Source organism: Roseibium sp. (assembly GCF_039982295.1).
In the GTDB taxonomy this organism is placed as follows: Bacteria; Pseudomonadota; Alphaproteobacteria; order Rhizobiales; family Stappiaceae; genus Roseibium.
On sequence record NZ_JBDWYP010000082.1, the window covers coordinates 52,966 to 75,504 of the forward strand.

Here is a 22,539-nt window from a genome sequence, read left to right on the forward strand (position 1 = left end):
CTGCCTGCGTTGTTCTTTTTATACGCTAGCGTGTCTTGCGCGCGGGTAAACCGGCCAAAATCAGATCGATTGGCTTTCCAGTTCCTTGATCAGATCCGCATCGACGTCACCGGTCTCAACCATGCCGATACTGCGCTGGAAGGCGCGAATTGCGCTGCGAGTTCGCGGCCCCATCTGCCCATCAGGCGTGCCTGTTTCGAAGCCGAGCTGATTCAGTCTGGTCTGCGCCTCTCGCACCATTCCCTCATAGTCGACGACATTGCCGAGAGAAATGGAGGCATTGGTGGACAAGTCTCCCGCAGCCGCCCATTCAGGGTCGGTGGCAACCTTGTTTGCGACCGGATCCGGCGTCTTCAGCTTGAACGTCTCCACAGCGAGGCGTGCAGCTGCCAGCGTCTCCTGGTCCATCATGTTCGCCACGTCGTCGCGTTTCTTGGCAGCGTCCCGGTCCCCCTGATCTGCGGCGATCGCAAACCACTTGTAACTCGCCACGAGGTCCTTTTCGACACCAAGACCACGCGCATAGAGAATACCCAGATTGAACAGGCTGTCTTTCACGCCATAGTTGGCTGCGCTTTCGAACCACTTGCCTGCCTTGGCAAAGTCGGGAGCGCCGTCTGCGCCTTCAGCGTAAAGAACCGCGAGATTGTGCATTGCCTTAGCGTTGCCCGCTTCAGCTGCCTTTGTGTAAAGCTCACGGGCCTTTTCGAGATCCTTCTCGACACCCCGGCCCTTCTCATAGAGGCTTGCAAGGCGATATTCGGCCGGCGCAAGGCCAAGATCGACCGCTTTCTGGTACCATTTGGCCGCTTCCGTAAGATCGGCCGGTACGCTTTTGCCCTCGGTGTATTTCACACCAACGAGGAAAGCTGCTGCGGCATTGCCACTGGCTGCAGCGCTGCGCAAGGCCATCGGGCCAACCGCCTCCGGAGGCAGCTTCGCAACGAGACTGGCTGGAACTGCATTCTGGCCTGCCGATGAAATTTCGTTTTCGAGCGGCGGCACTTCTGCGCCGAAGCTCCCGCCAACACCGCTCGGAGGAGCAAATGCCAGCGTGTCGGGTGTCTCGGGACCGGGCGCGACTGACGTTGACGCCTGCTGAGGCGCCGGTTTCACGGGCTGAGTGGCCGGGGCAGAGGCAAGCTGAGGCGTGGTCTGTGCCGGTTCCACAGGTGGCGCAACCTTTGCTCCCGCTGCACTCTCGTTCGTACTGGCGACACTTTCCGGCGGGCTCTTAACTGCGCCTGCGGCTCTCACCGGGGCTGCTTCCGCCGGGCTGGGTGTGGCCTCGGCAGGCGTCTCTACCTTTGCCACCTGCGGCGTAACCGGCTCCTGGGTGGTCACGGCAACCTTGTCGGCATCAGACGCCCCATCGCCGGACGTCGTGACCAACTTGAAGACCTGCAAGGTGCCGATCATCAGAACCACTGCGGCAGCTGCAAAGAGCAAGGCTCTGCGGCGACCGCCGCCTGCGGCAGGCGTGTCTTCAGGCGCGGGCCGATCCCCAGGGAGAACCTTGTTTTCTTCTGCATGAACAGGTTCAAACGCCGGTGTATCCAACACCAATTCATCTGCGTCTACGCCGTCAGACTTCTTTGTATTGCGCTTCAAGACATTGCGCAGCCAGCCGGTACGCGCAGAACTGCGATCTTCGGCGCTATCGTCTTTGGAACGGCTCGGCTCAGCGGCAGCTTCGATCATTGCAGCTTCTTGAGATGCTGCTTGCGCAGCCCTGCGCGCAGCAGCAATAAAATCGGCCTTTCGATCCCGCACACGCTCAGTCGTACGCTCCTCCTGAGGCTCGGACTGGCGCAGCTTGTTCAACCCACGTCCCAGAAGCCCTGCTTCGCCAACTGCGGTCGACGATGCAGTAGACGCCGATGTCGGATGGTCCATCCGCTCCAGACGCTCCAGTCGGTCCGTGAGCGAACCAAGTACCGACTGAACACCGTTGAATGTGTTGCGTGTACGCTCTTCCGAACCATCAGCGGCATCCAGAAGCCTGCGCAGATCACCTTGCAGACCCTCGATTGCCTTGTCGTATTCAGGAGCACGCGCCGTGGGATTAGCCGAAACGGCTTCTTGCGCCGCGTCCATGGCGATCGCAACCACCTCTTCCCGTGTGGTCTTCAATCCGTCTTCGATACGGGCCAACGCAGTCGTGACCCGTTTCATGTCCTCATCGCGATCGCCGGAAGTCTCGAGCTGTTCGGCAAGCGCTGCAACCTTAGAGCCAAGCTGCTCTATGCGTTGATCATCAAGTCCTTCGCTGCCGCGAGCCACGGCTTCCGCCAGATCGCTGATGCGCTGTTCCAATGCATCCGTAGAAACCGGTGCGGCGACCGCCTTACGCATGTCCCCGATTTCCTGGCGCAATGCGTCCAGATCACTGGTGGTGACGTTATCCCGAGGCTTATCAAGCTGTTCCGCCAGATCAGAAATCCGCATCTGGAGCTCGCCGAGCGCCTCGATCCCCGCAGGATCGGCAGCAGCCAGAGCGGCAGCATCCATAGCAGCCGTCGGACGGCTGGCAGTCTTTTCAATGGTATCGATCTTGCCCGAGATCGTTGCCAGGCGCTCTTCCAGCGCCGCAAACGCCTTTGGTGTCTCACCCGTGGCACGCTCGTCGGACATCATACCGACAATGTCTTCAAGCCTACCCTGTAACCGGTTCAACGTGTCGGCATCGGGAAGCCGATCTTCCATGGCGGAAATGCGCGTATCAAGTCCGCGCTGCTCGCGCGCCAGAATTTCGAGCTCGTCCAGGCGACCCGCAACGAAACGCATCCTGTCATCGATGCTTTCGACCAGACCGCCAATGTCAATCTGTTCAACAAAATTGCGAACTTCGCGCAACTCTAGCCGAAGAGGTTCGATTTCCTCGTGGCTGTTTCGATGGAGCAGCTCTTCAACGCGTTCAGCGATGCCGGACACCCGGTCTTCAAGCACGAGCATGTGTTCGCCGCGTGGCAGGGCGGCAAAGGAATCCTCAATCTCGTTCAAGCGCGCCGTAACACCGCGCAGAACCCTGGGGTCGATCGTCGCCCGGCTGAGCTCATCCAAACGCTGCAGAATATGGGCATAGCCGTGCTCGAGGGTCTTGAGCGTCCCGTCGACATTGGTGCGGCCGACAAGCGACTTGAGTTCGTAAACTTCCTTGCGGATCTCTTTTGCAAAGCGATCATCCTGTCGCTCAACACGCAGCCGCTCGACCATGTTCGCCAGACGGCGCAGCTCGGCATTTTGCTTGCCGGACCGTTCCTGGGTGACGGAGGAATAGCCGCCAATGGCGTCGCGCAAGGAACCGAGTTCCTGACGCACCATGTTGAAGGCTTCCATCTGCGGTTTGCGCAGGGAGTCTATGCGGCGGCCGAGATCCTTATAGGCACCGATGCCGGGATCGTTGGGCGCGCGACGAGACCCCGAAGCCATTCGCCTGCGTCCACGCGGCTCCGCGTAGGCATAGGCCTGTTCTTCGTAGTCATCATACTCATCGGCACCATAGTCATCGTCATGATCCAGGTCAGCGCCGTACGCATCTGGTTCGTAGTCTTCGTCCGGATAAGGCGCATCGTAGGCTGAGCGGCGATCATCTGCGTCGAAAGCATGATACGCTCCAAAATCCTCGCGATACTCGTCCTCATACTGCGACTTGTCGGCAAGTCCTTCGACTTTCCGGTCCAGCTTTTCAAGCGCACCAATCACCTGATCAAGACGCCCGCCATCGCGCGGGGGAGACCGGTCTCTCTTTGACCGACGGGTGGGGGCCTGCCCACGCGACGGGCGCCGGGGCGCAGCATCAGCGTCACGGTCGCTAAGCAAACGATCGAGTTCGTTGGCAACCGCCTCGAGCTCGCCTTCGCCGCCCATCGGGCGCGCACGTCGCCGCCTGCCCTGATCACCAAGAGAAGTCGCGGTTCTTGTCAGACGTTCAATCCGATCGCCCGGTTGCTCGTGCCGTGACGGCCGCGGACGGCGGGCATCGCGCTCGTCAAGGCCCGCATCGAAATAGCCCTCATCGTGTGGCTCATTTCTGATGCGTCCGCGGCGTCCTGCTTCACGGTTCTTCCAAGCCGGCATGTCTTGACCCTGGGGTTACGATCTTCTGACCGCTCATTTTTGACGGGCTGCGCCAAGCCAACAAAAAATACAAATAGCGCCGCAGCATTTGCCGAATCTTTGTCCAGACAGGGTAAACAGCGCGTTAATTGCAGTTGCCAAATGCAAGAAACCGGAGCGGGTTAACCGTTGAGAAAACATCATCTGCCCGCCTCAGCAGGCCATCGGTTAACGATTTCCTGACAAGCCCGCTGCCGTGACTGGACCTTTACCTTCGCGTAAGGTACATGTTCCTTCAAAGTAACCGAGATTGATGTGTGTCGGGTTATCCACATTTGGCGTTTCGGTGGACGGCGAGATCCTCTCAGCCACACAGCTGCGCAAATAAAAACAAAGCTCCGGAACCGGAGATGACAAGGTAAGACGCTATGAGCGAAGCTCTTTCGATTTTGAACGACAACGAACTGGTCGACGTTGTCGCTGCCGGGGACGAAAGTACAAAAAAGACCCAATTCACCATTGGCGACCTGGCCAAGGAATTCAAATGTACACTTCGGACCCTTCGCTTCTATGAGGACAAGGGGCTCCTGAACCCCAAGCGCGATGGGCTGAACCGGGTTTACACGCGCCGTGACCGCGCACGGCTGAAGCTGGTGCTCATGGGCAAACGTGTCGGCTTTTCGCTTTCCGAGATCCGTGACATGCTGGATCTTTACGATCTGCGCGATGGCCAGGTCACCCAGCTCAGGGTCGCGCTTTCACGCTTCAACGGGCAGATTTCGGTGCTCGAGGAACAGCGCCGGGATATCGAGCAGGCGATTGAGGAATTGTCGCGAACCGTCGAGATCATCTCCGGCATGCTCAAGCAAAAAGAAGCGGAAGGAGAGGAATAGGGCTCTTCCTACCCTCCCCCGCCAATTGAGAACTTTTCAACGCCTGCAGCGCGCCTTGTCGCGGCAGGCGTTTTTGTTTGTCTGCGGCGCTTCCAGACGCAGCGCATACTGTCGGTGCGCCACGAACCGACGCCTTGGCTTAGGCCATGATGCAGTGCGGCTCTCAGCGTTCTGATCCCTAAATGTCAAAAATGGTCCCAAAATTGGACTTCGGCTTGTGGTTTTCGTAACGGCGGACGCCACTTTTTGCCCAAAAGCCTTCAAAAACGCATTTTTTCAGTCTCCCTTCCCCAAGGACACCACTTGCTCGCACGTGCAGAGGGACGTATATAGCGATCAAGGTGACGTTTACGGAAACGTCAGGTATCAAATGAAGTGGCAAATCTGGGAGGATTTCCATGCCGAGCTACAGCGCACCAGTCGACGACACACTGTTTCTCCTGAACGATGTTCTGGGCTACGAGCAATATTCCGACCTGCCCGGCTTCGCCGACGCCAGCCCTGACCTGCTGGAAGCGATCTTGCGCGAGGGCGCGAAGTTTTCCGAGGAAATTGCCCAGCCGATCAACCAGAGCGGTGACCACGAGGGCTGCTCGCGCTCGGACGATGGCGTCGTAACACCGCCCAAAGGCTTCAAGGAAGCCTATGCCGCATTCTGTGAAGGCGGTTGGGGCACGCTTTCGGCTGATCCGGACTATGGCGGGCAAGGCCTGCCCCATACTCTTGCGACGGTTTTCAACGAGTTCCTGTCTTCCGCCAACATGGCTTTCGCCATGTACCCGGGCCTGACGGCAGGTGCCGTTGCCGCTTTGTCGCTGCATGCCACAGACGAGATCAAGCAAAAGTATCTGCCGAACATGATCGCCGGCACATGGACCGGCACCATGAACCTGACCGAGCCTCATTGCGGCACGGACCTTGGTTTGATCCGCACCAAGGCGTCTCCCCAGGAGGACGGCAGCTACAAGATTTCCGGCACAAAGATCTTCATCTCTGCTGGCGACCACGAGATGTCGGACAACATCATTCACCTGGTGCTTGCCCGCATTGAAGGCGCGCCTGAGGGAACCAAGGGCATCTCTCTTTTCGTCGTTCCCAAGAAGATGGTTGCAGACGACGGGACCATTGGCGACCTCAACGGCGCTTCCTGTGGCTCTCTCGAGCACAAGATGGGCATTCACGCCAACGCAACTTGCGTGATGAACTATGATGAATCCGTTGGCTGGCTCGTCGGTGAAGAGAACAAGGGTCTGCGCGCCATGTTCACGATGATGAACGAAGCGCGTCTCGGCGTCGCCGTTCAGGGCCTGGCGCAGTCGGAAGTCGCTTATCAAAATGCGGTCGTCTACGCCAAGGACCGACTGCAGGGGCGTGCCCTGACCGGCCCGAAAGCTCCGGAGAAGGCAGCCGACCCGATCATCGTGCATCCGGACGTTCGCCGTACACTGATGCAGATCCGCTCCTTCAACGAAGCGGCGCGGGCTCTCGTTCTCTGGACCGCTTTGCAGGGCGACGTCTCGCACCGCTCTCCTGATGAAAAAGCCCGGACCAAGGCCGACGACATGATGGGGCTGATGACCCCCGTACTCAAAGGCGTTCTAACTGACACCGGGTTTGCAAATACCGTGAACGCACAGCAGATGTTCGGCGGACACGGCTATATCGCAGAGTGGGGGATGGAGCAGTTCGTCCGCGATGCACGGATCGCCATGATCTATGAGGGGGCAAACGGCATCCAGGCGCTAGACCTTGTTGGCCGCAAGCTGCCGGCCAACGGTGGCCGCGCAGTGATGGGCTTCTTTGAAGAAGTCAGCACCTTCATCAAGGAAAATGCCGAAGATGAGGCAATGAAGCCTTACATCGCGCCCCTCAAGGCGGGGCTCGATGACCTTCAGAAAGCGACCATGTGGTTCATGAACAACGCCATGGCCAAGCCGGACAATGCCGGCGCAGGCTCGGTCGACTACATGCACCTCTTCGGCCTTGTTGGCCTTGGTTACATGTGGGCCAAGATCGCGAAAACCATCAACGACAAACTTGAAAGTGGTCCAGATGGCAAGGAAGACTGGCTCAAGGCAAAGCTGACGTTTGCAAGCTTCTTCATGGAGCGTACCATGCCGGAGACGTCGGCGCATCTGGCACGAATTTCCAGTGGCGCAGACACGCTCATGTCGCTCGACGCCAACGCTTTTTAAGGCACTCCCGGCCTGGAAAATCACCGGGCCGGTCACAGAGTACACGGCGCTGCCTGCCGTCAAAGCCGAAAGAAACACTCCGTCATCTGGTCACTTCCGTTCGACAGGAAGCCGAAGCGGAGAAGAAACTCTTAGGAGGATATGATGCCTGAAGCCTATATCTACGATCACGTGCGCACACCGCGAGGCCGCGGCAAAAAAGACGGCGCCCTGCATGAAGTTCCGGCAGTACGTCTCGCCGCCACGACCCTTGAAGCGCTCCGGGATCGAAACGACCTCGATACATCGAAGATCGATGACGTGGTGCTGGGTTGCGTTGATCCCGTTGGTGAAGCGGGCGGGGACATCGGGCGCGCATCCGTTTTTGCTGCTGGTTATGACACGTCTGTCCCCGGCATGCAGATCAACCGGTTCTGCGCTTCGGGGCTTGATGCCGTGAACATGGCCTCCGCACAAGTCATGGCCGGCCAGCACAAGCTGGTTGTTGCAGGTGGTGTCGAGAGCATGAGCCGCGTCGGCCTTGGCGCTTCAGGCGGCGCATGGCCGATCGAGCCGCAAGTCGCCATCCCCTCCTACTTCATGCCCCAGGGCGTTTCCGCTGACCTTATCGCCACCAAATACGGCTTCTCGCGCGACGACTGTGACGCCTATGCCGTCGAAAGCCAGAAGCGGACAGCCCAATCCTGGCAAGACGGACGTTTCAAGAACTCCGTGGTGCCGGTCAAGGACATCAATGGCATCACCATTCTCGATCGCGACGAACACATGCGTCCTGAGACCGATATGCAGTCCCTGGCTTCGCTCAATGCGTCTTTCGAGCTGATGGGCAGCATGGGCGGCTTCGACGCGGTCGCTGTACAGGCCCACCCGGAGCTGGAATCGATCAAGCATGTCCATCACGCCGGCAACTCCTCCGGAATTGTTGATGGCGCCGCTGCCGTCCTGATCGGTTCGCGCACAGCCGGTCGCTCAGCTGGCCTGAAAGCCCGCGCACGCATCAAGGCATTTGCCAACATCGGGTCCGAGCCCGCCCTGATGCTGACCGGCCCAGTCGATGTCACCGAAAAGCTGCTCCGCAACGCAAAGATGGACCTCAAGGACATCGACCTTTTTGAAATCAACGAAGCCTTTGCGGCAGTTGTCCTGCGCTATCAGCAGGCGTTCGACCTCGACCCGGAAACCGTCAACGTCAATGGCGGAGCCATAGCGATGGGGCACCCACTGGGAGCTACCGGAGCGATGATCCTCGGTACGGTGCTTGATGAACTGGAACGCCGGGATCTGAACACGGCCCTGGTCACTCTGTGCATTGGCGCGGGCATGGGCACGGCGACAATCATCGAGCGCGTTTGAGGCGAGACGGAGGAGACAAGACAATGACCTACAAGAACTTCACCATCGACACCGACGCGAACGGAATTGCGACCATTACCTGGGACATGGCGGACAAGTCGATGAATGTCATCGACCTTTCGGTCATGGAAGACTTGGACCAACTGGTTGACGATGTCGCCAACGACGACACGATCAAGGGCGCAGTGATCACTTCCGGCAAGGCAGCCTTTTCCGGTGGCGCTGACCTGACGATGCTGGAAGGCCTGCTTCAGAGCTTCCACAAGCAGAAGTCAAATGATCCGGAAGCCGCTGCCAAGGCATTGTTCGACGGTTCGCGCAAACTGTCGCTGATCTACAGGAAGCTGGAAACCTGCGGCAAGCCGTTCGTCGCAACGCTGACGGGTGCCTGCATGGGCGGAGGCACGGAACTGGCGCTTGCATGTCATGCCCGTGTTGCCGCCGATGACGACGGCTTCAAGATGGGGCTGCCTGAAGTAAAGGTCGGCCTCTTCCCCGGTGCTGGCGGTACACAGCGCGTCATGCGCATGGCCGATGGTCAACAGGGCATGCAGTTCCTGCTGCAGGGCCGAACCTTGCGCTCCAAGCAGGCGAAATCGATGAAGTTGGTCGACGAAATCGTGCCGCCAAAGAAGCTGGTCGAAACGGCAAAAAAACTGCTTGCTGCCGGTGTCGACCCGGTCAAGCCATGGGACAAAAAGGGCTTCAAGCTGCCGAACGGCAAGGTCTACTCACCCGCAGGCTTCCAATTCTGGCCGGCAGCCAACGCGATCTATCGCCGCGAGACCTTCGACAACTATCCCGGACCGCGTTACATGCTTCATGCGGTGGTCGAAGGCCTGCAGCTTCCGATGGATCTCGCGCTTCAGGTCGAAAGTCGGTACTTCGCCAAGGTTCTGCAAAGCCCGGAAGCGAGCAACATGATCCGGTCCCTGTTTGTCTCCATGCAGGAGCTGAACAAGGGGGCACGCCGGCCAGTCGATCAGCGCCCGAACAAGATCAAGAAGGTTGGTATTCTCGGCGCCGGTTTCATGGGTGCCGGCATCGCCTATGTCAGCGCGCAGGCCGGCATCGACGTCGTGCTGATCGATCGCAGTCAGGAAGCGGCCGACAAGGGCAAATCCTATTCGGAGGGTCTTCTGACCAAGGCGATCCAGCGCGGAAGATCAACGGAAGAGCAGAAAGAAAAGCTGCTTGCGCGCATCAACGCCACGACCGATTATGACGCGCTCGGCGATTGTGACCTTGTCATCGAGGCCGTCTTTGAAGACCGAGCAATCAAGAAGACCGTCACGGAACAGGCCGAGGCGGCCATGAAATCCCGCGCGATCTTTGCGTCAAACACCTCCACTTTGCCTATCACCTCGCTGGCTGAAGCCTCCAGCCGACCCAAAAACTTCATCGGCATTCACTTCTTCTCTCCGGTCGACAAGATGATGCTGGTCGAGGTGATCATGGGCAAGAAGACGTCCGACAGAGCGCTGGCAATGGCTCTCGACTATATCAAAGCAATCAAGAAGACGCCGATCGTCGTCAACGATAGCCGTGGGTTCTACACCTCACGTGTCGTGATGACCTACATTCGCGAGGGCCTGATGATGCTGGCCGATGGCGTGCCAGCCGCAATGATCGAAAACGCAGGCCGTATGGCCGGCATGCCGGTCGGTCCTCTGTCATTGGGAGATGAGGTCGCACTCGACCTGGCCTGGAAGATCGTCTCGGCGACCCGAAAGGACCTCGGTGTCAAATATGTCGAAGGACCGCTCGACAACATTCTTGAAGAGATGGTCGTGAAGCGTGAGAGGTTTGGCCGGAAGAACGGCAAGGGCTTTTATGACTACGCCGGGCGGGATAAAAAACTGTGGCCCGGCATCCCTGATGTCGTGGGACAACCAAAGCCCGCAGAGAGCTTCAATGTCGAAGAACTTCAACAGCGCCTGTTGGTCATGCAGGCTCTGGAAACAGCGCGCATCTTTGAGGAAAAGTGCCTCACAGACGTTCGTGAAGCGGACGTGGGATCCATCCTCGGCTTCGGCTTTGCCCCCTATTCCGGCGGCACCCTGAGCTACATCGACACCATGGGAACAACCGAATTCGTCGATCTGTGCAAGAAGTTTACCCGCAAATGGGGCCCGCGCTTCAAGCCGAACAAACTTCTGCGTGACATGGCTAAGACCGGAGATACCTTCTACGGCAGATTCCCGCCTGTGGCCGCTGTAAAAGACGAGGCGGCGTGACCAAAGCAACCTTCTACTTCATCGGTCAGACCTAGCAACGATAACGGGCGGCGAACAAACTTGCCGCCCGTTATGACCCAAGCTATTGCCTTCCTGCGGAATATTGCCCATTTTTTCGCCACTTCGCCCCTTTGATGTTTGGCAATTTTTACGATTTAAGCCCGAGAACGTCGCGCTATATTGATATGGTGGGACTTCGGTGCGGAGGGCGAAGCACAAAAATGACTGCCACCAATGAATGGGCACGGTCAGAGATTCTGAACGCGCTGAAAATGGCTCTTCCTTCAGAGAGTGTGTGCTGGCCGACTCTGGCAGATCGATTTGGTTTCGATCTCAATGCACTGACAGAGCCAGACGGCATGGTCCCTTTTCGCGCGACCGCCGCTGTATTTGAACATGTTGCCGAAGTCCTCGAGGATGACGCCGCCCTTTTTGACATTTTCCACGAGATGAACCTCGGCAAGTTCACGCTTTACGACTACCTTTTCGTCTGCGCGCCAACACTGAGAGACGGTTGTCTTGCGTGGAAACGCTTTCTCGCGATGAGAACCAACTGCGTCTCGCTTACGTTCACCGAAGAAGAGAGTACAGGCACCCTGGAGTGGGTCATTCCACCTCGGCTTGGCATTTGCACGCAGAACATGTTTGCCCGTATCGGCTGGTCGGTAAAGCGAGTCGAAATGGCTCTTGATCAAAGTCCTGCTCCGATCAAAATCGAACTGATTGCGGATGCGCCTACTAAAAAATCGAGACTTCAGGAACGCTACGGCGACAGGATGCAGTTCGGCCAGTCCCGAAACTGCCTCGTCTTCAGCAAAGAGATCCTGTCCCGGGCACCGAAGCGGAATGATGAAAACCTCTACTCAATCATCCAAAAAGCAGCCGGCGAAGAGCAGGCTGCTTTTGCCCAGCGAGGCTCACCGCTGCACAGGATTGCCGACGAAATTTCGGAGACCATGAAAACCGGCACCTGCAGCTTGCAAACGGTGGCGTCCAACCTAGGCATTTCGCAAAGGTCAATTCAAAGGCTTCTTGCAGAAGAGGGAACCTCGTTTCGCCAGTTGACCGAGGAAATCCGGCGTTCAGCTGCAGGGCGTTACTTGCGCGAAACAAACCTGCCGATGAAGGAGATAGCGTTTTTGCTTGGATTTTCCGAAATCAGCACGTTCTCGCGCGCTGTAAAGTCCTGGTACGGTCAGCCTCCCAAGGAAATCCGGCGCACGATCTCAAGCAGCTAAGTTGCATGCCCTGGATACTGCAGAAGTCCGGGCTTGAACTGCTATCGAATTTAACCTGAAAACTGTCGATAATCGAGCACCTGACATTTGACGTAGCGGAAAGACGTTGACCAGAGCCCAGCCTGCGCCCTACGCTTTTCCCGGATTTGTAAAATGGTGGGCTGTAAGCTTTGTCGCGAAAAGATCTTGGCCGTGTGAGAGCTGGCCCTTTGGCAGCCATAGAAGCTCGCGCGTTAAGCCACGGATTGTGCTGGGAAACAATCGCATCAGATATTGGGTTCGATCCCTACCTGTATCGACGCAACGATGGGTTTATCTCAGCCAGAAAGCTCGTTGACCTTCTTGAGTACATCGCCGACGTGTCTCGGCACGACGCGGAAATATTCGACGAGGCAAGCACACTCCAGATCGGTACACTGTCAATCTTGGACTATGTAACCCTTTGTGCACCAAGCATCGAAATGGGACTGCGTAACTGGGCGAGGTTTCAGATTACCTGCAACACTGCGGTTTCCGTTTCGTTCAGGGTCGAAGACAACTGGGGCTGCATGGAATACGGCCCAATGTCACCGTTAGGGACCCACAACCAGCTATCATACGCCGTGGCAACCTCCGCATCGTCGCGTTTCATGACACTTTCTGAGAGAATCCCTGACGCGATACGTATTGAAATCGATGCCCCTGCGCCCTCGGGCCAGGCGACCTTTCTGACAAAACATCGATCAAAGATTCAGTTCGATTGTCCCAGGACCCGCATTTTTATTCCTGCTGTGGTTCTCGATGAGCAGCCACCTCGCTCCGAATCAAACCTTTATCGGGTTGTAGAAAAAGCCGCTCTTGAAAGCGCTAGGGTTCAGATCGGTGGAGAAAGTCCGCTTGGCGAAATTGTGGAGACAATCAACACACAGCTGAAAAATGGCCACATTTCGATCGCCACCGTTTCCTCCGCCCTGGACATTTCGGAACGAAAACTCCAGCGCGTGATCTCCGCCGAAGGAACGACATTCCGTCAAATCATTGAAGAAACAAGGAAATCTCTTGCTCAGCACTATCTTCATGACACACAACTGTCGATGAAGGAAATCTGCTATCTACTGGGTTTTTCAGAAACGAGCGCATTCTCGCGCGCCGCAAAAGCGTGGTTCGGCATGCCCCCGAGGGTATATCGGGAGCAGGCTAACAGGCGATAGAGCGTAAAATCGCCACTTTTATGCCTTTGTTGCCGTGAAGATAGACACGCGCCTAAACTGCAAAATAGTCCGGAGCGCAACCTTATATTTCTGAGCAATGCCTCAGGCCGCCCTCAAGAGCGGCAGGCTAGAAACTAGAGCTGGGAAACTTGCGATGCTCGCGCCAATGGAGAGTGAATGGGTCGTTGCGAGACCTCTCAAGTATCTCGGCGAAGCTGCCCGTCAGAATGATCTAAACTGGGACGCTGCACTGCTGGATTGTGGCCTTGACCCTGACGATCTAAATAATCCTGAAAATCATATTGGCGTCAGGTCCGCCCTGCTGGCCTTCGAGTTTTTCGCAGAAAAACTCGACAATGACGCGCGCATTTTTGACCTCTTCGATCAGGCGCCAATCGGTTACGAGAGCGTGTTTGACTATGTATTCCTATGCGCTTCCAGCCTCAGGGAAGGTTTGCGAAACTGGGCACGCTTCTGTCCTGCCCGTAGTAACTGCATGACGATCGCATACCAGGAAAATGAGCATCTTGCTGTTCTCAGCTTCTCATTTCCGGATTATTTCGGACCCTACGCACAATTTGCCTATGGCTTCATGGCCTATCTTTGTGGCCGGATTGAAAGACTTGGCAGCGAGGGACAAGCGCTTGTTCGTATGGAGTTATCCGCCAAGCAGCCGCGCCATAGCAGTGCCTTTCTCGCAAGACACAGTGGTCACATCGCATTTGACGCTGAAGAAAACCGCATACTCCTACCCCTCCAAAGCCTGCAGCGCGTTCCGGAGAGTGCTGATCCGATCCTCTTCAGAATTGTCGAGATGGCAGCCTTGCAGGAACTTGAGGCCGTCGGCGCTCCAACAACAAAGACATCGGCAATCGCGGAAAAGATCAGTCAGGGGTTAAGGGCTGGTGACTGTTCCATAGAATACGTCGCCTCATCTCTTGGAATGTCCAGCCGAAGCTTGCAACGGGCTCTGGAAAACGAGGGAACGAGCTATCGCAAGGTCCATGACGACGTGAGGCGCTCGATAGCACAGCGCTATCTGGTCGACACTGATATTCCGATCAAGGAGATTGCATTTCTTCTCGGTTTCTCGGAAGTCAGTGCGTTTTCTCGCGCGGTCCGGAACTGGTTTGGCCTTGCACCACGTGCTCTTCGCCGCCACCCCCTCTCGGGAATGACAAAGCCGCTGGTAGCTGGAGACATTTGACAAAATTCGCAATTCGGCGCGAACAGATTTAGCGCAACATCTGCGGTAATGGCACGAGACCACCCGTTGGCCTCTGTAGCGATCCCGCGCCACACTTTGTCTGTCGGACTGATGCGAGATGGGAGGAGATCGCATCAGTCCGTAATTGCTTTCAACGAGGGTTCGCACAGGTCCGCCAACCCGATTGAACTGTCTCATAGTCAAGCACCAGACACCGCCCAATCTTGTACGCGCTCTTCCAAACCCACTTGCGACCGGGAGGATTCAGATGCAGCCGATGGGGCACATGCTTCTGAAACCCAAAAACCCTGCCAAGATCTGGCGGCAGATTGAACAGAGGCTGAGCTGCGAATGCACCGAGAGAGGGTGATTCTCGCACCTGCAAGCCTCATGAACCAGATAGGTAGTTGAAGTTGACGCGCCTGTAATTGGCAGAACTCGTCTTACTTTTACCCATTCATGCCAATTGGGATTGCAGGATGGCGTAATTGGCACGAAACATCTCTTTTCTCTGAGCCATTCAGGTCAAAACTGACAAAGCTGGTTGTCTGGGCGCGCAACGCCGCTTAACTACGGTACAGTTACACCTTTTCGATGGATGACAGGAGCAACGATGTCCGAGCGCAATCTTTCCCGTTTTATGGGCGGGTCTCCCGGGCAAGTTATCCTTCGCCTCGTCTTTCTATCTTTTGTTGTCGGCGTGATTCTCTCTGCCCTCGACCTGGATCCGCTGGAGATCGTCGATATCGTTGTCGGGTTCTTCAAGCGGCTTTGGGAAATGGGATTTGACGCGATTGGCAGCCTGCTGCGCTACTTCGCTCTCGGCGCTGTAATCGTTGTGCCACTTTGGCTCATTTCCCGGGTGCTGAACCTGGGAAACAAGAGCTAGCTAAACGGTCGCGGATTTTCTGACGTTGGAAACAGCGATCGCCGCTCGGTGCAAGGACACATGCCGGTCGGAAAGTTCACACATGTCCTTTGAATAGCCACCACCCAACACGCCTGCCAATGGTAGTCCGACTTTACGCACGGTCTCGATGACATATCGATCACGGCGCGCAAGGCCTTCCCGTGTCAACGCCAGTCGGCCCAAACGATCACCTGCGTAGGGATCCACGCCGGCGTTGTAAAATGCGATGTCGTATTGACCATCCTTCAAGAGCTCGGGCAGGATTGAGGTCAGCTGATCCATATAAGGCTGATCGGCAAGACCATCAGGCAGCGCGACATCGAGGCTGGAAGGCACCTTGCGCACTGGATAGTTCTTCGCCGAATGCATGGAAAAGGTGAAGACGCTGTCATCGCCTGCAAAGATGTCCGCAGTTCCATCACCCTGATGTACGTCGAGATCAATGACCAAGGCTCGGCGGATCACACCGTCGGCCTGCATGACCTTGATGGCGACGGCAACATCGTTGAACACGCAAAAGCCTGACCCATGTGCCCGGCGCGCGTGATGACTGCCGCCAGCGGTGTTGCATGCCAAGCCATGCTCCATAGCGAGATATCCCGTCAGAACAGTTCCTCCCGTCGCACATCGAGCGCGCAAGGCGATATCCGGCTTCATCGGAAAGCCGATCTCACGAGCAATTTCTGCCGACACATTTCCGGCAAAAACCTGGTCGACGTAAACGTCGTCGTGGGCGAGTGCAAGCCATTCAAATGGCGCCGGCCGCGGTCGATAAAATTTGTCACCAGCCAAGAGACCATCCTCCACTATCCGGCTTGCAACGGCCCTGAATTTATCCATCGGAAAACGATGATCTTCAGGAGGCTCGGCGCAATAGGCGGGATGGTGGACGATCGGCACGTGCATTTGCGGACCATATAGCGGCATTGGATGTGTTGGGAAGTCCTGAACCGGGGCCTGATTGGCTTGACGGCACAGCCTGGCAGGGTCAAGCAAGACTGCCAATGCCAAGGACTTCCATGACCCAAGCCAGCCACTCCGCCGAGCAGCCCTTTTCCGTCACCCATCGCAGTGTCCTCGCGATCGCAATTCCGATGACCTTTGCCTATTTATCGACGCCTATTCTGGGCGTGGTCGATACCGCAGTCATTGGCCGGTTGGGCGATGCGGCCCTCGTCGGCGGAATTGCCATAGGTGGCGTCATTTTCGACCTTGTGTTCACCACCTTCAATTTTCTGCGCTCCGGCACCACTGGCCTTACGGCACAGGCCATGGGTGCTGGCAACAATTCGGAAATCAAGGCCACCTTCTTGCGCGCTCTGGTCATTGCCCTGGCCGCGGGTCTTGCCGTGATCCTGCTGCAAGCGCCCTTTCTGGATCTTGGCCTTAGCTTTCTAGGAGGCAGTAGCGAAGTTCAATCCGCGACAAGACGCTACTTTGAAATCCGGATTTACAGCGCTCCATTCCTGCTCGCCAACTATGCGATCCTCGGCTGGTTCTTGGGCCTCGGCCGGGCCGGAACGGGCCTCATGCTCCAGCTGGTGCTCAATGGCCTGAACATCGGCCTTTCGATTTTCTTTGTGATCGGCCTTGGCTGGAGCATCGAAGGCGTTGCCCTCGCGACTGTGCTGAGCGAGGTCGCCGCCACGATGTTTGGTCTCATCCTCATTTTGCGCGCTGTCCGCGGCACGTCCTGGCCAACACTAGCAGATGTGTTTGATCGCCAACTGCTCTTGCGCATGCTTGCCGTCAACCGTGACATCATGATCCGGTCGTTCTCGCTGCTCTTCGCCTTCGCCTTCTTTACCGCCCGTTCCGCCGATCAAGGCGACGTCATGCTCGCCAGCAATGCAATCCTGGAGAAGTTCTTTATTGTCGGCGGCTACTTTCTCGATGGCCTCGCAACAGCCGCAGAGCAATTGGTCGGCCGGGCCGTCGGCGCGCGGCACAGGCCAGCTTTCGACCGAACGATACGCCTGACCACAGTCTGGAGCTTTGCCCTGGCGGCACTGCTCGCCATCTTCTACTTTGCAGCAGGTCCAACCCTTTTTGACCTGATGACGATTTCACCCGACGTACGCGAAATAGGTCGCATATATCTGCCTTGGGCAGCCCTGACACCACTGTTTGCTGTTCTCGCATTTCAGATGGACGGCGTCTTCATTGGCGCGACGTGGTCAAAAGACATGCGTAACATGATGCTTCTGTCCCTGGCGATTTACATTGCAGCTTTCTATGCTCTGTTTCCGCTGCTGGAGAACCATGGGCTCTGGCTGTCCCTGGAGATCTTTCTGGGCCTCAGAGGCATCAGTCTGACATTTATTTGCAGACGACGCGCGGATGAGACATTTGATGCGGCCAGACCCTAGTCAGGGTCGGCTTCCGCCCATGCGTCCATATTGACACCGCGCGCCTCATCAAGATTCGAAAGGCCATGTTTGTCGAGCTCCCTGGAAAGACCTTCGACAATTCGCCCGACGAGCCCGACACCCTGAAAGACGAGAGCTGAGTAGAGCTGAAGCAAGTTCGCGCCCGCGGCGATCTTGGTCCAGGCTGCCTCTGCGCTATCGATTCCTCCGACCCCGATGATCGGAAGATCTGGCCCAGCCAATTTGCGTGCCTTGGCAAGAACAATGGTCGAGCGCCGGAACAAGGGCTTGCCGGAAAGCCCTCCAGCTTCATCGCGATGCGTCGCCGAGCGCAGTCCCCCACGCTCGATGGTCGTGTTGGAGATGATCAGACCGTCAACACCCTTGGCAAGGACCTCCTCTACGATCTCTGCGAGTTCGTCATCCCCAACATCCGGGGCAATCTTGAGGAGGACCGGCACCTTGCGGCCCACGACTTCCATTCTTGCGTCCCGAGCACTTATGACGCCTGTCAGAAGTTCCGAGAGAGCATCGCGCGCCTGCAAATTGCGAAGACCTGGCGTGTTCGGCGATGAGACGTTGATCGTGAAGTAGGACGCCATGTCGGCGAAGGCTTCAATGCCATGGACATAGTCGGCCACCCGGTCTGTCGCATCCTTGTTGGCGCCGACATTGATCCCGACAATCCCGGTCTGGGTAGCACGCGCTTCAAGCCGGGCGCGCAGAGCTGCATGTCCTTCATTGTTGAAACCATACCGGTTGATCACCCCCTGATCGCCCGGCAGGCGAAACACCCGGGGCCGCGGATTTCCCGGCTGCGCCCTTGGTGTTACAGAACCGACCTCGGTGAAGCCAAAGCCCAGTTTCAAAAGCGCATCGGGCACTTCGCCATTCTTGTCGAAGCCTGCCGCCATTCCGAGCGGATTGGCAAACTCCAAATCCCAAAGCTTCACGCTTAACCGAGGGTCACGCGCAAACCGCGCTGACGGTAGCAGACCCGACTTCAAAGCCTTGATCGTCACACCATGTGCTGTTTCTGCGTCCAGCTGGTGAAGTCCAGCCAATGCGATCTTTTCAAGGGATAGGAAGGTCATTGATCGAGATCCGGAAATACGTGCGCGCCATCTTCGCCAATTGGAAGGTCGCAAACCCATTTGGCCGCATTCGTTGCAAGAGTGGCGTAAAGATGCGGGAACAGGGCACCTCCGCGAGATGGCTCCCACTTCATGTCCGTACCGAAATCATCAGCCTCGAAGGCGGCAAGAAGCAGGTCATCCTGGCCGCCGAAATGTTTCGCCGCCGTTTCGCGTGCCTGCTCCGCGGTCGAAAAATGGATGTAGCCATCCGCCAGATCCACCGGTGCCCCCTTGAACTCGCCGACGGCCTCGGCCGATTGCCAAAGAGAACGTGGAAGGATCTTGTAAATCAGCGCCATAGGTTTTCGTTTCCGCCTGCATCGTCCGGTATGGTCTACCTCGGACCTAATTATTGAGGCGGACCCTAACGTCCCTGCCAAATAGGGACAAGCGTCGAAGAAACCCGATCAACCCGTGGTCCTGGATATTAACGCTTTGACAGGGCTTTTGCCGACGAACATAATCCGGCGAAAGGGATTTATTCCTGTGAACCCATGATAAACCGGAGGCACAACTCATGCTGTCGCATGCGCAAGTCTGGGCTGCCATAGACGGGCTGGCACGACGCAACGGACTGTCTCCATCCGGACTGGCCAAGCGCGCCGGCTTGGATCCCACCACGTTCAATCCCTCCAAGCGCTTCGCTGGCGATGGCCGTGCGCGCTGGCCCTCAACAGAGTCGCTGGCGAAAATCCTTGAGGCGACTGGCGAACCCCTGAAGCTCTTCGTTGCCGAGATCCAGACACCGAAGGTCCAGGAAAACGACGGAGAGCCTTGGCGGCAATTGCCGCTGAGCAGACTTGCCGAGGCAAACGGCGAAGGATTTTTTGATGCCGAAGGCGCTCCCCAAGGCAAGTCCTGGGCGCCAATGTCGTTTCCGGACCCCAAGGCCAAAGGGCTTTTCGCCCTCGAAATAAGCGGCGACGCCATGCTGCCGCTCTACCGAGACGGAGATGTTATTGTCGTCGCACCCGAGATGGCGCTTCGCAAGGGCGACAGGGTTGTCGTAAAGCAACGTAGCCAATCGCTTTCGGTGTTGCTGTTGCAGCAACGTACAGAAACTGCGATGGAGTTTCGTCCCCTTGACCAATCCCTGCCACCAATACGAATGGAGCACGGCGAAATCGATTGGGTTGGCCGCATCATCTGGGCCAGCCAGTAGGCTTCAAGAGCCGTCGGAGACCGCATGGCATTGCGCCCACTTCTGATTCCACTGCTGCTGGTTTGCCTTTTCGGGGCTGCGGTTGCCTGGCTCATGTTGGCAGAGCCGCCAGCTGAACCCGAGCGAACATCCAGGGTCCAATTGCCCGCTCCAAAAAAGCAGGAAGTGCCGACTTCATCTGCCACAATTTTGGAGGCGCCGACGACGGCCGCGCCGCTTCCGAACGAAATCCGGAATGTCTCACCAGAAGGCGTCACACCGCCACGGGTCACCGGCGTCCTGACACGAGTAGAACCTTCGGAGAGCTATCAGGAACTAAAAAACCCGCCTGTTGCAGCGATCCCTGATGGTCCACTCCAACTGCACAGGCCTCGTATTCCAGCTGCTGGAATCCTGATCGCAGATGATATGATTGTTCATCTTGCTCATGTGACCGCCCTGAGCGCTGACGAGACCTGCCTTTCGCGCCTTGGGGGAGCGTGGCCGTGCGGTGCACGAGCAAGGACCTCCCTTCGCGGCCTGGTCCGGCTCTTCACAATCACTTGCGACAAGGTCGAGGAAATTGGACCACGGGAAATTTCGGCAGTCTGCTATCGGCGAAAGACCGATCTGGGCGCGTGGTTGACGGAATACGGTTGGGCAGATCCGAACGACGACGCACCACAAGCCTATCACGCACTCGCCAAACAGGCCCGTGAGAGGAAAATCGGGAAGTGGCAATCGGAATGGCTTTCTGAGCCAGCAGTCTCGACGTCAGAGACAGAGTTTCCAGACAACACAGCGCTTGAAGCGCTTTTGCCGAACCTGGCCGAAACAGATCAAGCCCTTTCTGGCGAAGCGCCGCTCAACCCCTTCGATCTGCCGGAAAGCGATATCGAAGCAGTACCCGACCTCACGTCCGAGCGTCATTCTATAGAGCCTTCAACGTCTCTTCCGGGCCTTCAACCAACAAGATGACACCAGTCGCTGTGTACTCGCGGCTCACGACAGTCAACGACAGGCCGGAAACACGTCGTTCGAGCTCGGAGCTCTCGGCAAAGACCGTTTCCAATCTTTTGCGACCGGTCTTCACAAAGGGGATCAGCGTGGCATTGGCAATCGCGTCGCTTGCCGCGCCGGAGTAGCCGCGGGCGAGACCACCGCCACCCAATTTCACGCCACCGAAATAGCGAACAACGATCACCGCAGCTTCGATCAGCCTGGCACCCTGCATCACTTTCAGGGTCGGCATGCCGGACGTGCCCGACGGCTCACCATCGTCCTTGCCGCTCTCCTCAACACGCCCATCGTCGAGCAAACGTCGGTGAGCCGTTACAAAGTGATTTGCTTTGCGATGCTCCTTGCGCAGGGCATCCAATCGGTCATCAAATTTCTGGTAAGGGACCAGATGAGCCAGAAATCTGGATTTGCGGTCTTCCAGTACCCCACAAGCTTCCTGGTCGATCGTCAGATAACCCATTCCGGTCAGGTTGGTGTCTTGAAGTGCTTCGATAGCTTCAGCGCCTGGCCCTGATAGTTCGAACCTATGCCCTCGCCATAGAGCTGCGCCGGCCGCTCGGCCATCTTTTCATAGACCAGGCGCCCAACGGTCTGGCCATGCTCCAAAATGAACGGAACGTCGTGAGAGCGAACTTCGAGAACGGCCCGCGCTCCGACGCCGCCTACGCCCGCGTGACCAAAGCCAGGATCAAAGAAGCCTGCGTAGTGGACACGGAATTCCCCGACCAACGCATCAAAGGGCACCATTTCCGCCGCGAAATCCGGTGGAACATGAACAGCTTCCTGGCTCACGAGAATGTAGAATTCATTCGGATCGAGGATCAGTTCTGCCGATCCACGTCGGTAGATCGGCTCCCAGAAATCAAGCGGTTCCTGCGCACCGGGCATGTCGACGTCAATCAAGCCAGAGTGATGTTTTGCGCGATAGCCGACGAGACTCCCCTCACCCTTGCCTTCCAGATCAATAGACAATTGGACGCCGCCGCCAATGCGCTCATTACCGCCACTCATTAGAATGTGTGTCCTGTGCACCTCTTCAAGATCAGCATCGCTGACCAGAGATGCACCGATGCGAAAGCGGATCTGACTGAGGCGTGATCCCGCACGAACCAGGATCGGAAAGGTCAGAGGAGAAATCTCCGCGTAGAGTGGCCCATTGTAGCCGGCGGGAACCGTATCAAAGGCAAGGCCCCGATCAGTGATCACCCGCGTAAAGACATCAAGGCGTCCGGTCGAGCTTTTGGGGTTTGCTGTGGCGGAAATACCTTCGGGCAGAGCCAGGTTTTCCTGCAGGGGCACAATATAGACGCAGCCGGTCTCGAGAACCGCACCATCGTTCAAATCGAAGCGATGCAGTTTCAGGTTTTCCAACTTCTCCATGACCGTGCTTTCCGGTCCTGTCAGGAAACTTGCACGAACACGATAGGCAGAGTGCCCAAGACGCAAATCAAGGCTTGCAGGTTGGATCTGTCCTTCGACCGGAGCAACCTCGGCAGAGATCGTTCCTTCCTGGAACATTCTCTCGATCGTATGCGCCGGCAAAATGCCTGTCGGTGTCTGCGTCATGTCTCGTCCCGCAAAAGTGCCGTCT

17 protein-coding genes are annotated in these 22,539 nt (G+C 57.1%); 11 read left to right on the forward strand and 6 right to left on the reverse strand.

Annotated elements, in window-relative coordinates; translation table 11 throughout:
• Positions 1-60: 60 nt before the first annotated feature.
• Positions 61-4,080 carry a peptidoglycan-binding protein gene (locus ABJZ52_RS16230; RefSeq protein ID WP_348188296.1) on the reverse strand — a complete coding sequence of 1,340 codons (4,020 nt, stop codon included), beginning with the start codon at positions 4,078-4,080 and terminating at the stop codon, positions 61-63.
• 407 nt (positions 4,081-4,487) lie between these two features.
• Between ABJZ52_RS16230 and ABJZ52_RS16235 the strand changes: the two genes are divergently transcribed.
• The 8 genes from ABJZ52_RS16235 (at position 4,488) to ABJZ52_RS16270 (ending at position 15,261) form a co-directional block, all read left to right on the forward strand.
• A complete protein-coding gene (locus tag ABJZ52_RS16235; protein WP_153771043.1) occupies positions 4,488-4,952 on the forward strand; it encodes a MerR family DNA-binding transcriptional regulator in 465 nt (154 codons plus the stop codon).
• 398 nt (positions 4,953-5,350) lie between these two features.
• Complete coding sequence (locus ABJZ52_RS16240) at positions 5,351-7,147, forward strand: acyl-CoA dehydrogenase C-terminal domain-containing protein (protein ID WP_348188298.1); 1,797 nt, start codon at positions 5,351-5,353, stop codon at positions 7,145-7,147.
• A gap of 144 nt (positions 7,148-7,291) precedes the next feature.
• Positions 7,292-8,500 (forward strand): acetyl-CoA C-acetyltransferase, encoded by a 1,209-nt coding sequence (locus tag ABJZ52_RS16245; RefSeq protein ID WP_348188300.1) that lies wholly within the window; start codon positions 7,292-7,294, stop codon positions 8,498-8,500.
• A gap of 23 nt (positions 8,501-8,523) precedes the next feature.
• Entirely contained in the window at positions 8,524-10,737 is a 2,214-nt protein-coding gene (locus ABJZ52_RS16250; RefSeq protein ID WP_348188302.1) for an FAD-dependent oxidoreductase, read from the forward strand.
• A gap of 221 nt (positions 10,738-10,958) precedes the next feature.
• Positions 10,959-11,975 (forward strand): AraC family transcriptional regulator ligand-binding domain-containing protein, encoded by a 1,017-nt coding sequence (locus tag ABJZ52_RS16255; protein ID WP_348188304.1) that lies wholly within the window; start codon positions 10,959-10,961, stop codon positions 11,973-11,975.
• Between the two features lie 209 nt (positions 11,976-12,184).
• Positions 12,185-13,165, forward strand: coding sequence for a helix-turn-helix domain-containing protein (locus tag ABJZ52_RS16260; RefSeq protein ID WP_348187680.1), 981 nt, complete (start codon positions 12,185-12,187; stop codon positions 13,163-13,165).
• A 154-nt stretch (positions 13,166-13,319) separates the two neighbouring features.
• Positions 13,320-14,372: a helix-turn-helix domain-containing protein gene (locus ABJZ52_RS16265; RefSeq protein ID WP_348187682.1), complete on the forward strand. Its 1,053-nt coding sequence runs from the start codon at positions 13,320-13,322 to the stop codon at positions 14,370-14,372.
• A 613-nt stretch (positions 14,373-14,985) separates the two neighbouring features.
• The gene (locus tag ABJZ52_RS16270) at positions 14,986-15,261 is read left to right on the forward strand and encodes a DUF6460 domain-containing protein (protein ID WP_348187685.1); all 276 of its coding nucleotides are present in this window, start codon (positions 14,986-14,988) and stop codon (positions 15,259-15,261) included.
• Here the strand turns inward: ABJZ52_RS16270 and ABJZ52_RS16275 are convergent, their stop codons facing one another.
• The gene (locus ABJZ52_RS16275; RefSeq protein WP_348188497.1) at positions 15,262-16,188 is read right to left on the reverse strand and encodes a histone deacetylase; all 927 of its coding nucleotides are present in this window, start codon (positions 16,186-16,188) and stop codon (positions 15,262-15,264) included.
• Positions 16,189-16,301: 113 nt separating this feature from the next.
• Here ABJZ52_RS16275 and ABJZ52_RS16280 point away from each other — a divergent pair, with 113 nt between their 5' ends.
• Positions 16,302-17,651: an MATE family efflux transporter gene (locus ABJZ52_RS16280; RefSeq protein ID WP_348188307.1), complete on the forward strand. Its 1,350-nt coding sequence runs from the start codon at positions 16,302-16,304 to the stop codon at positions 17,649-17,651.
• Here ABJZ52_RS16280 and ABJZ52_RS16285 read toward each other — a convergent pair.
• Together ABJZ52_RS16285 and ABJZ52_RS16290 are read right to left on the reverse strand one after the other, a co-directional pair.
• On the reverse strand, positions 17,648-18,745 hold the full coding sequence (locus ABJZ52_RS16285; protein ID WP_348188309.1) for a quinone-dependent dihydroorotate dehydrogenase: 1,098 nt from the start codon (positions 18,743-18,745) through the stop codon (positions 17,648-17,650). The genes ABJZ52_RS16280 and ABJZ52_RS16285 overlap by 4 nt on opposite strands.
• Positions 18,742-19,086, reverse strand: coding sequence for a DUF952 domain-containing protein (locus ABJZ52_RS16290; protein WP_348188311.1), 345 nt, complete (start codon positions 19,084-19,086; stop codon positions 18,742-18,744). The genes ABJZ52_RS16285 and ABJZ52_RS16290 overlap by 4 nt, the downstream gene beginning before the upstream one ends.
• A gap of 218 nt (positions 19,087-19,304) precedes the next feature.
• On the opposite strand from ABJZ52_RS16290, the gene ABJZ52_RS16295 reads away from it, so the two are divergent.
• Both ABJZ52_RS16295 and ABJZ52_RS16300 read left to right on the forward strand, forming a co-directional pair.
• A complete protein-coding gene (locus ABJZ52_RS16295) occupies positions 19,305-19,949 on the forward strand; it encodes a helix-turn-helix transcriptional regulator (protein WP_348188313.1) in 645 nt (214 codons plus the stop codon).
• A 24-nt stretch (positions 19,950-19,973) separates the two neighbouring features.
• Complete coding sequence (locus ABJZ52_RS16300) at positions 19,974-20,906, forward strand: thermonuclease family protein (protein WP_348188315.1); 933 nt, start codon at positions 19,974-19,976, stop codon at positions 20,904-20,906.
• On the opposite strand, the gene ABJZ52_RS16305 is transcribed toward ABJZ52_RS16300, so the two are convergent.
• Positions 20,860-21,408 carry a YigZ family protein gene (locus ABJZ52_RS16305; RefSeq protein WP_348188317.1) on the reverse strand — a complete coding sequence of 183 codons (549 nt, stop codon included), beginning with the start codon at positions 21,406-21,408 and terminating at the stop codon, positions 20,860-20,862. The genes ABJZ52_RS16300 and ABJZ52_RS16305 overlap by 47 nt on opposite strands.
• Positions 21,409-21,413: 5 nt before the next feature.
• Positions 21,414-22,514: a 2'-deoxycytidine 5'-triphosphate deaminase gene (locus tag ABJZ52_RS16310; RefSeq protein ID WP_348188319.1), complete on the reverse strand. Its 1,101-nt coding sequence runs from the start codon at positions 22,512-22,514 to the stop codon at positions 21,414-21,416.
• Positions 22,515-22,539 lie beyond the last annotated feature (25 nt).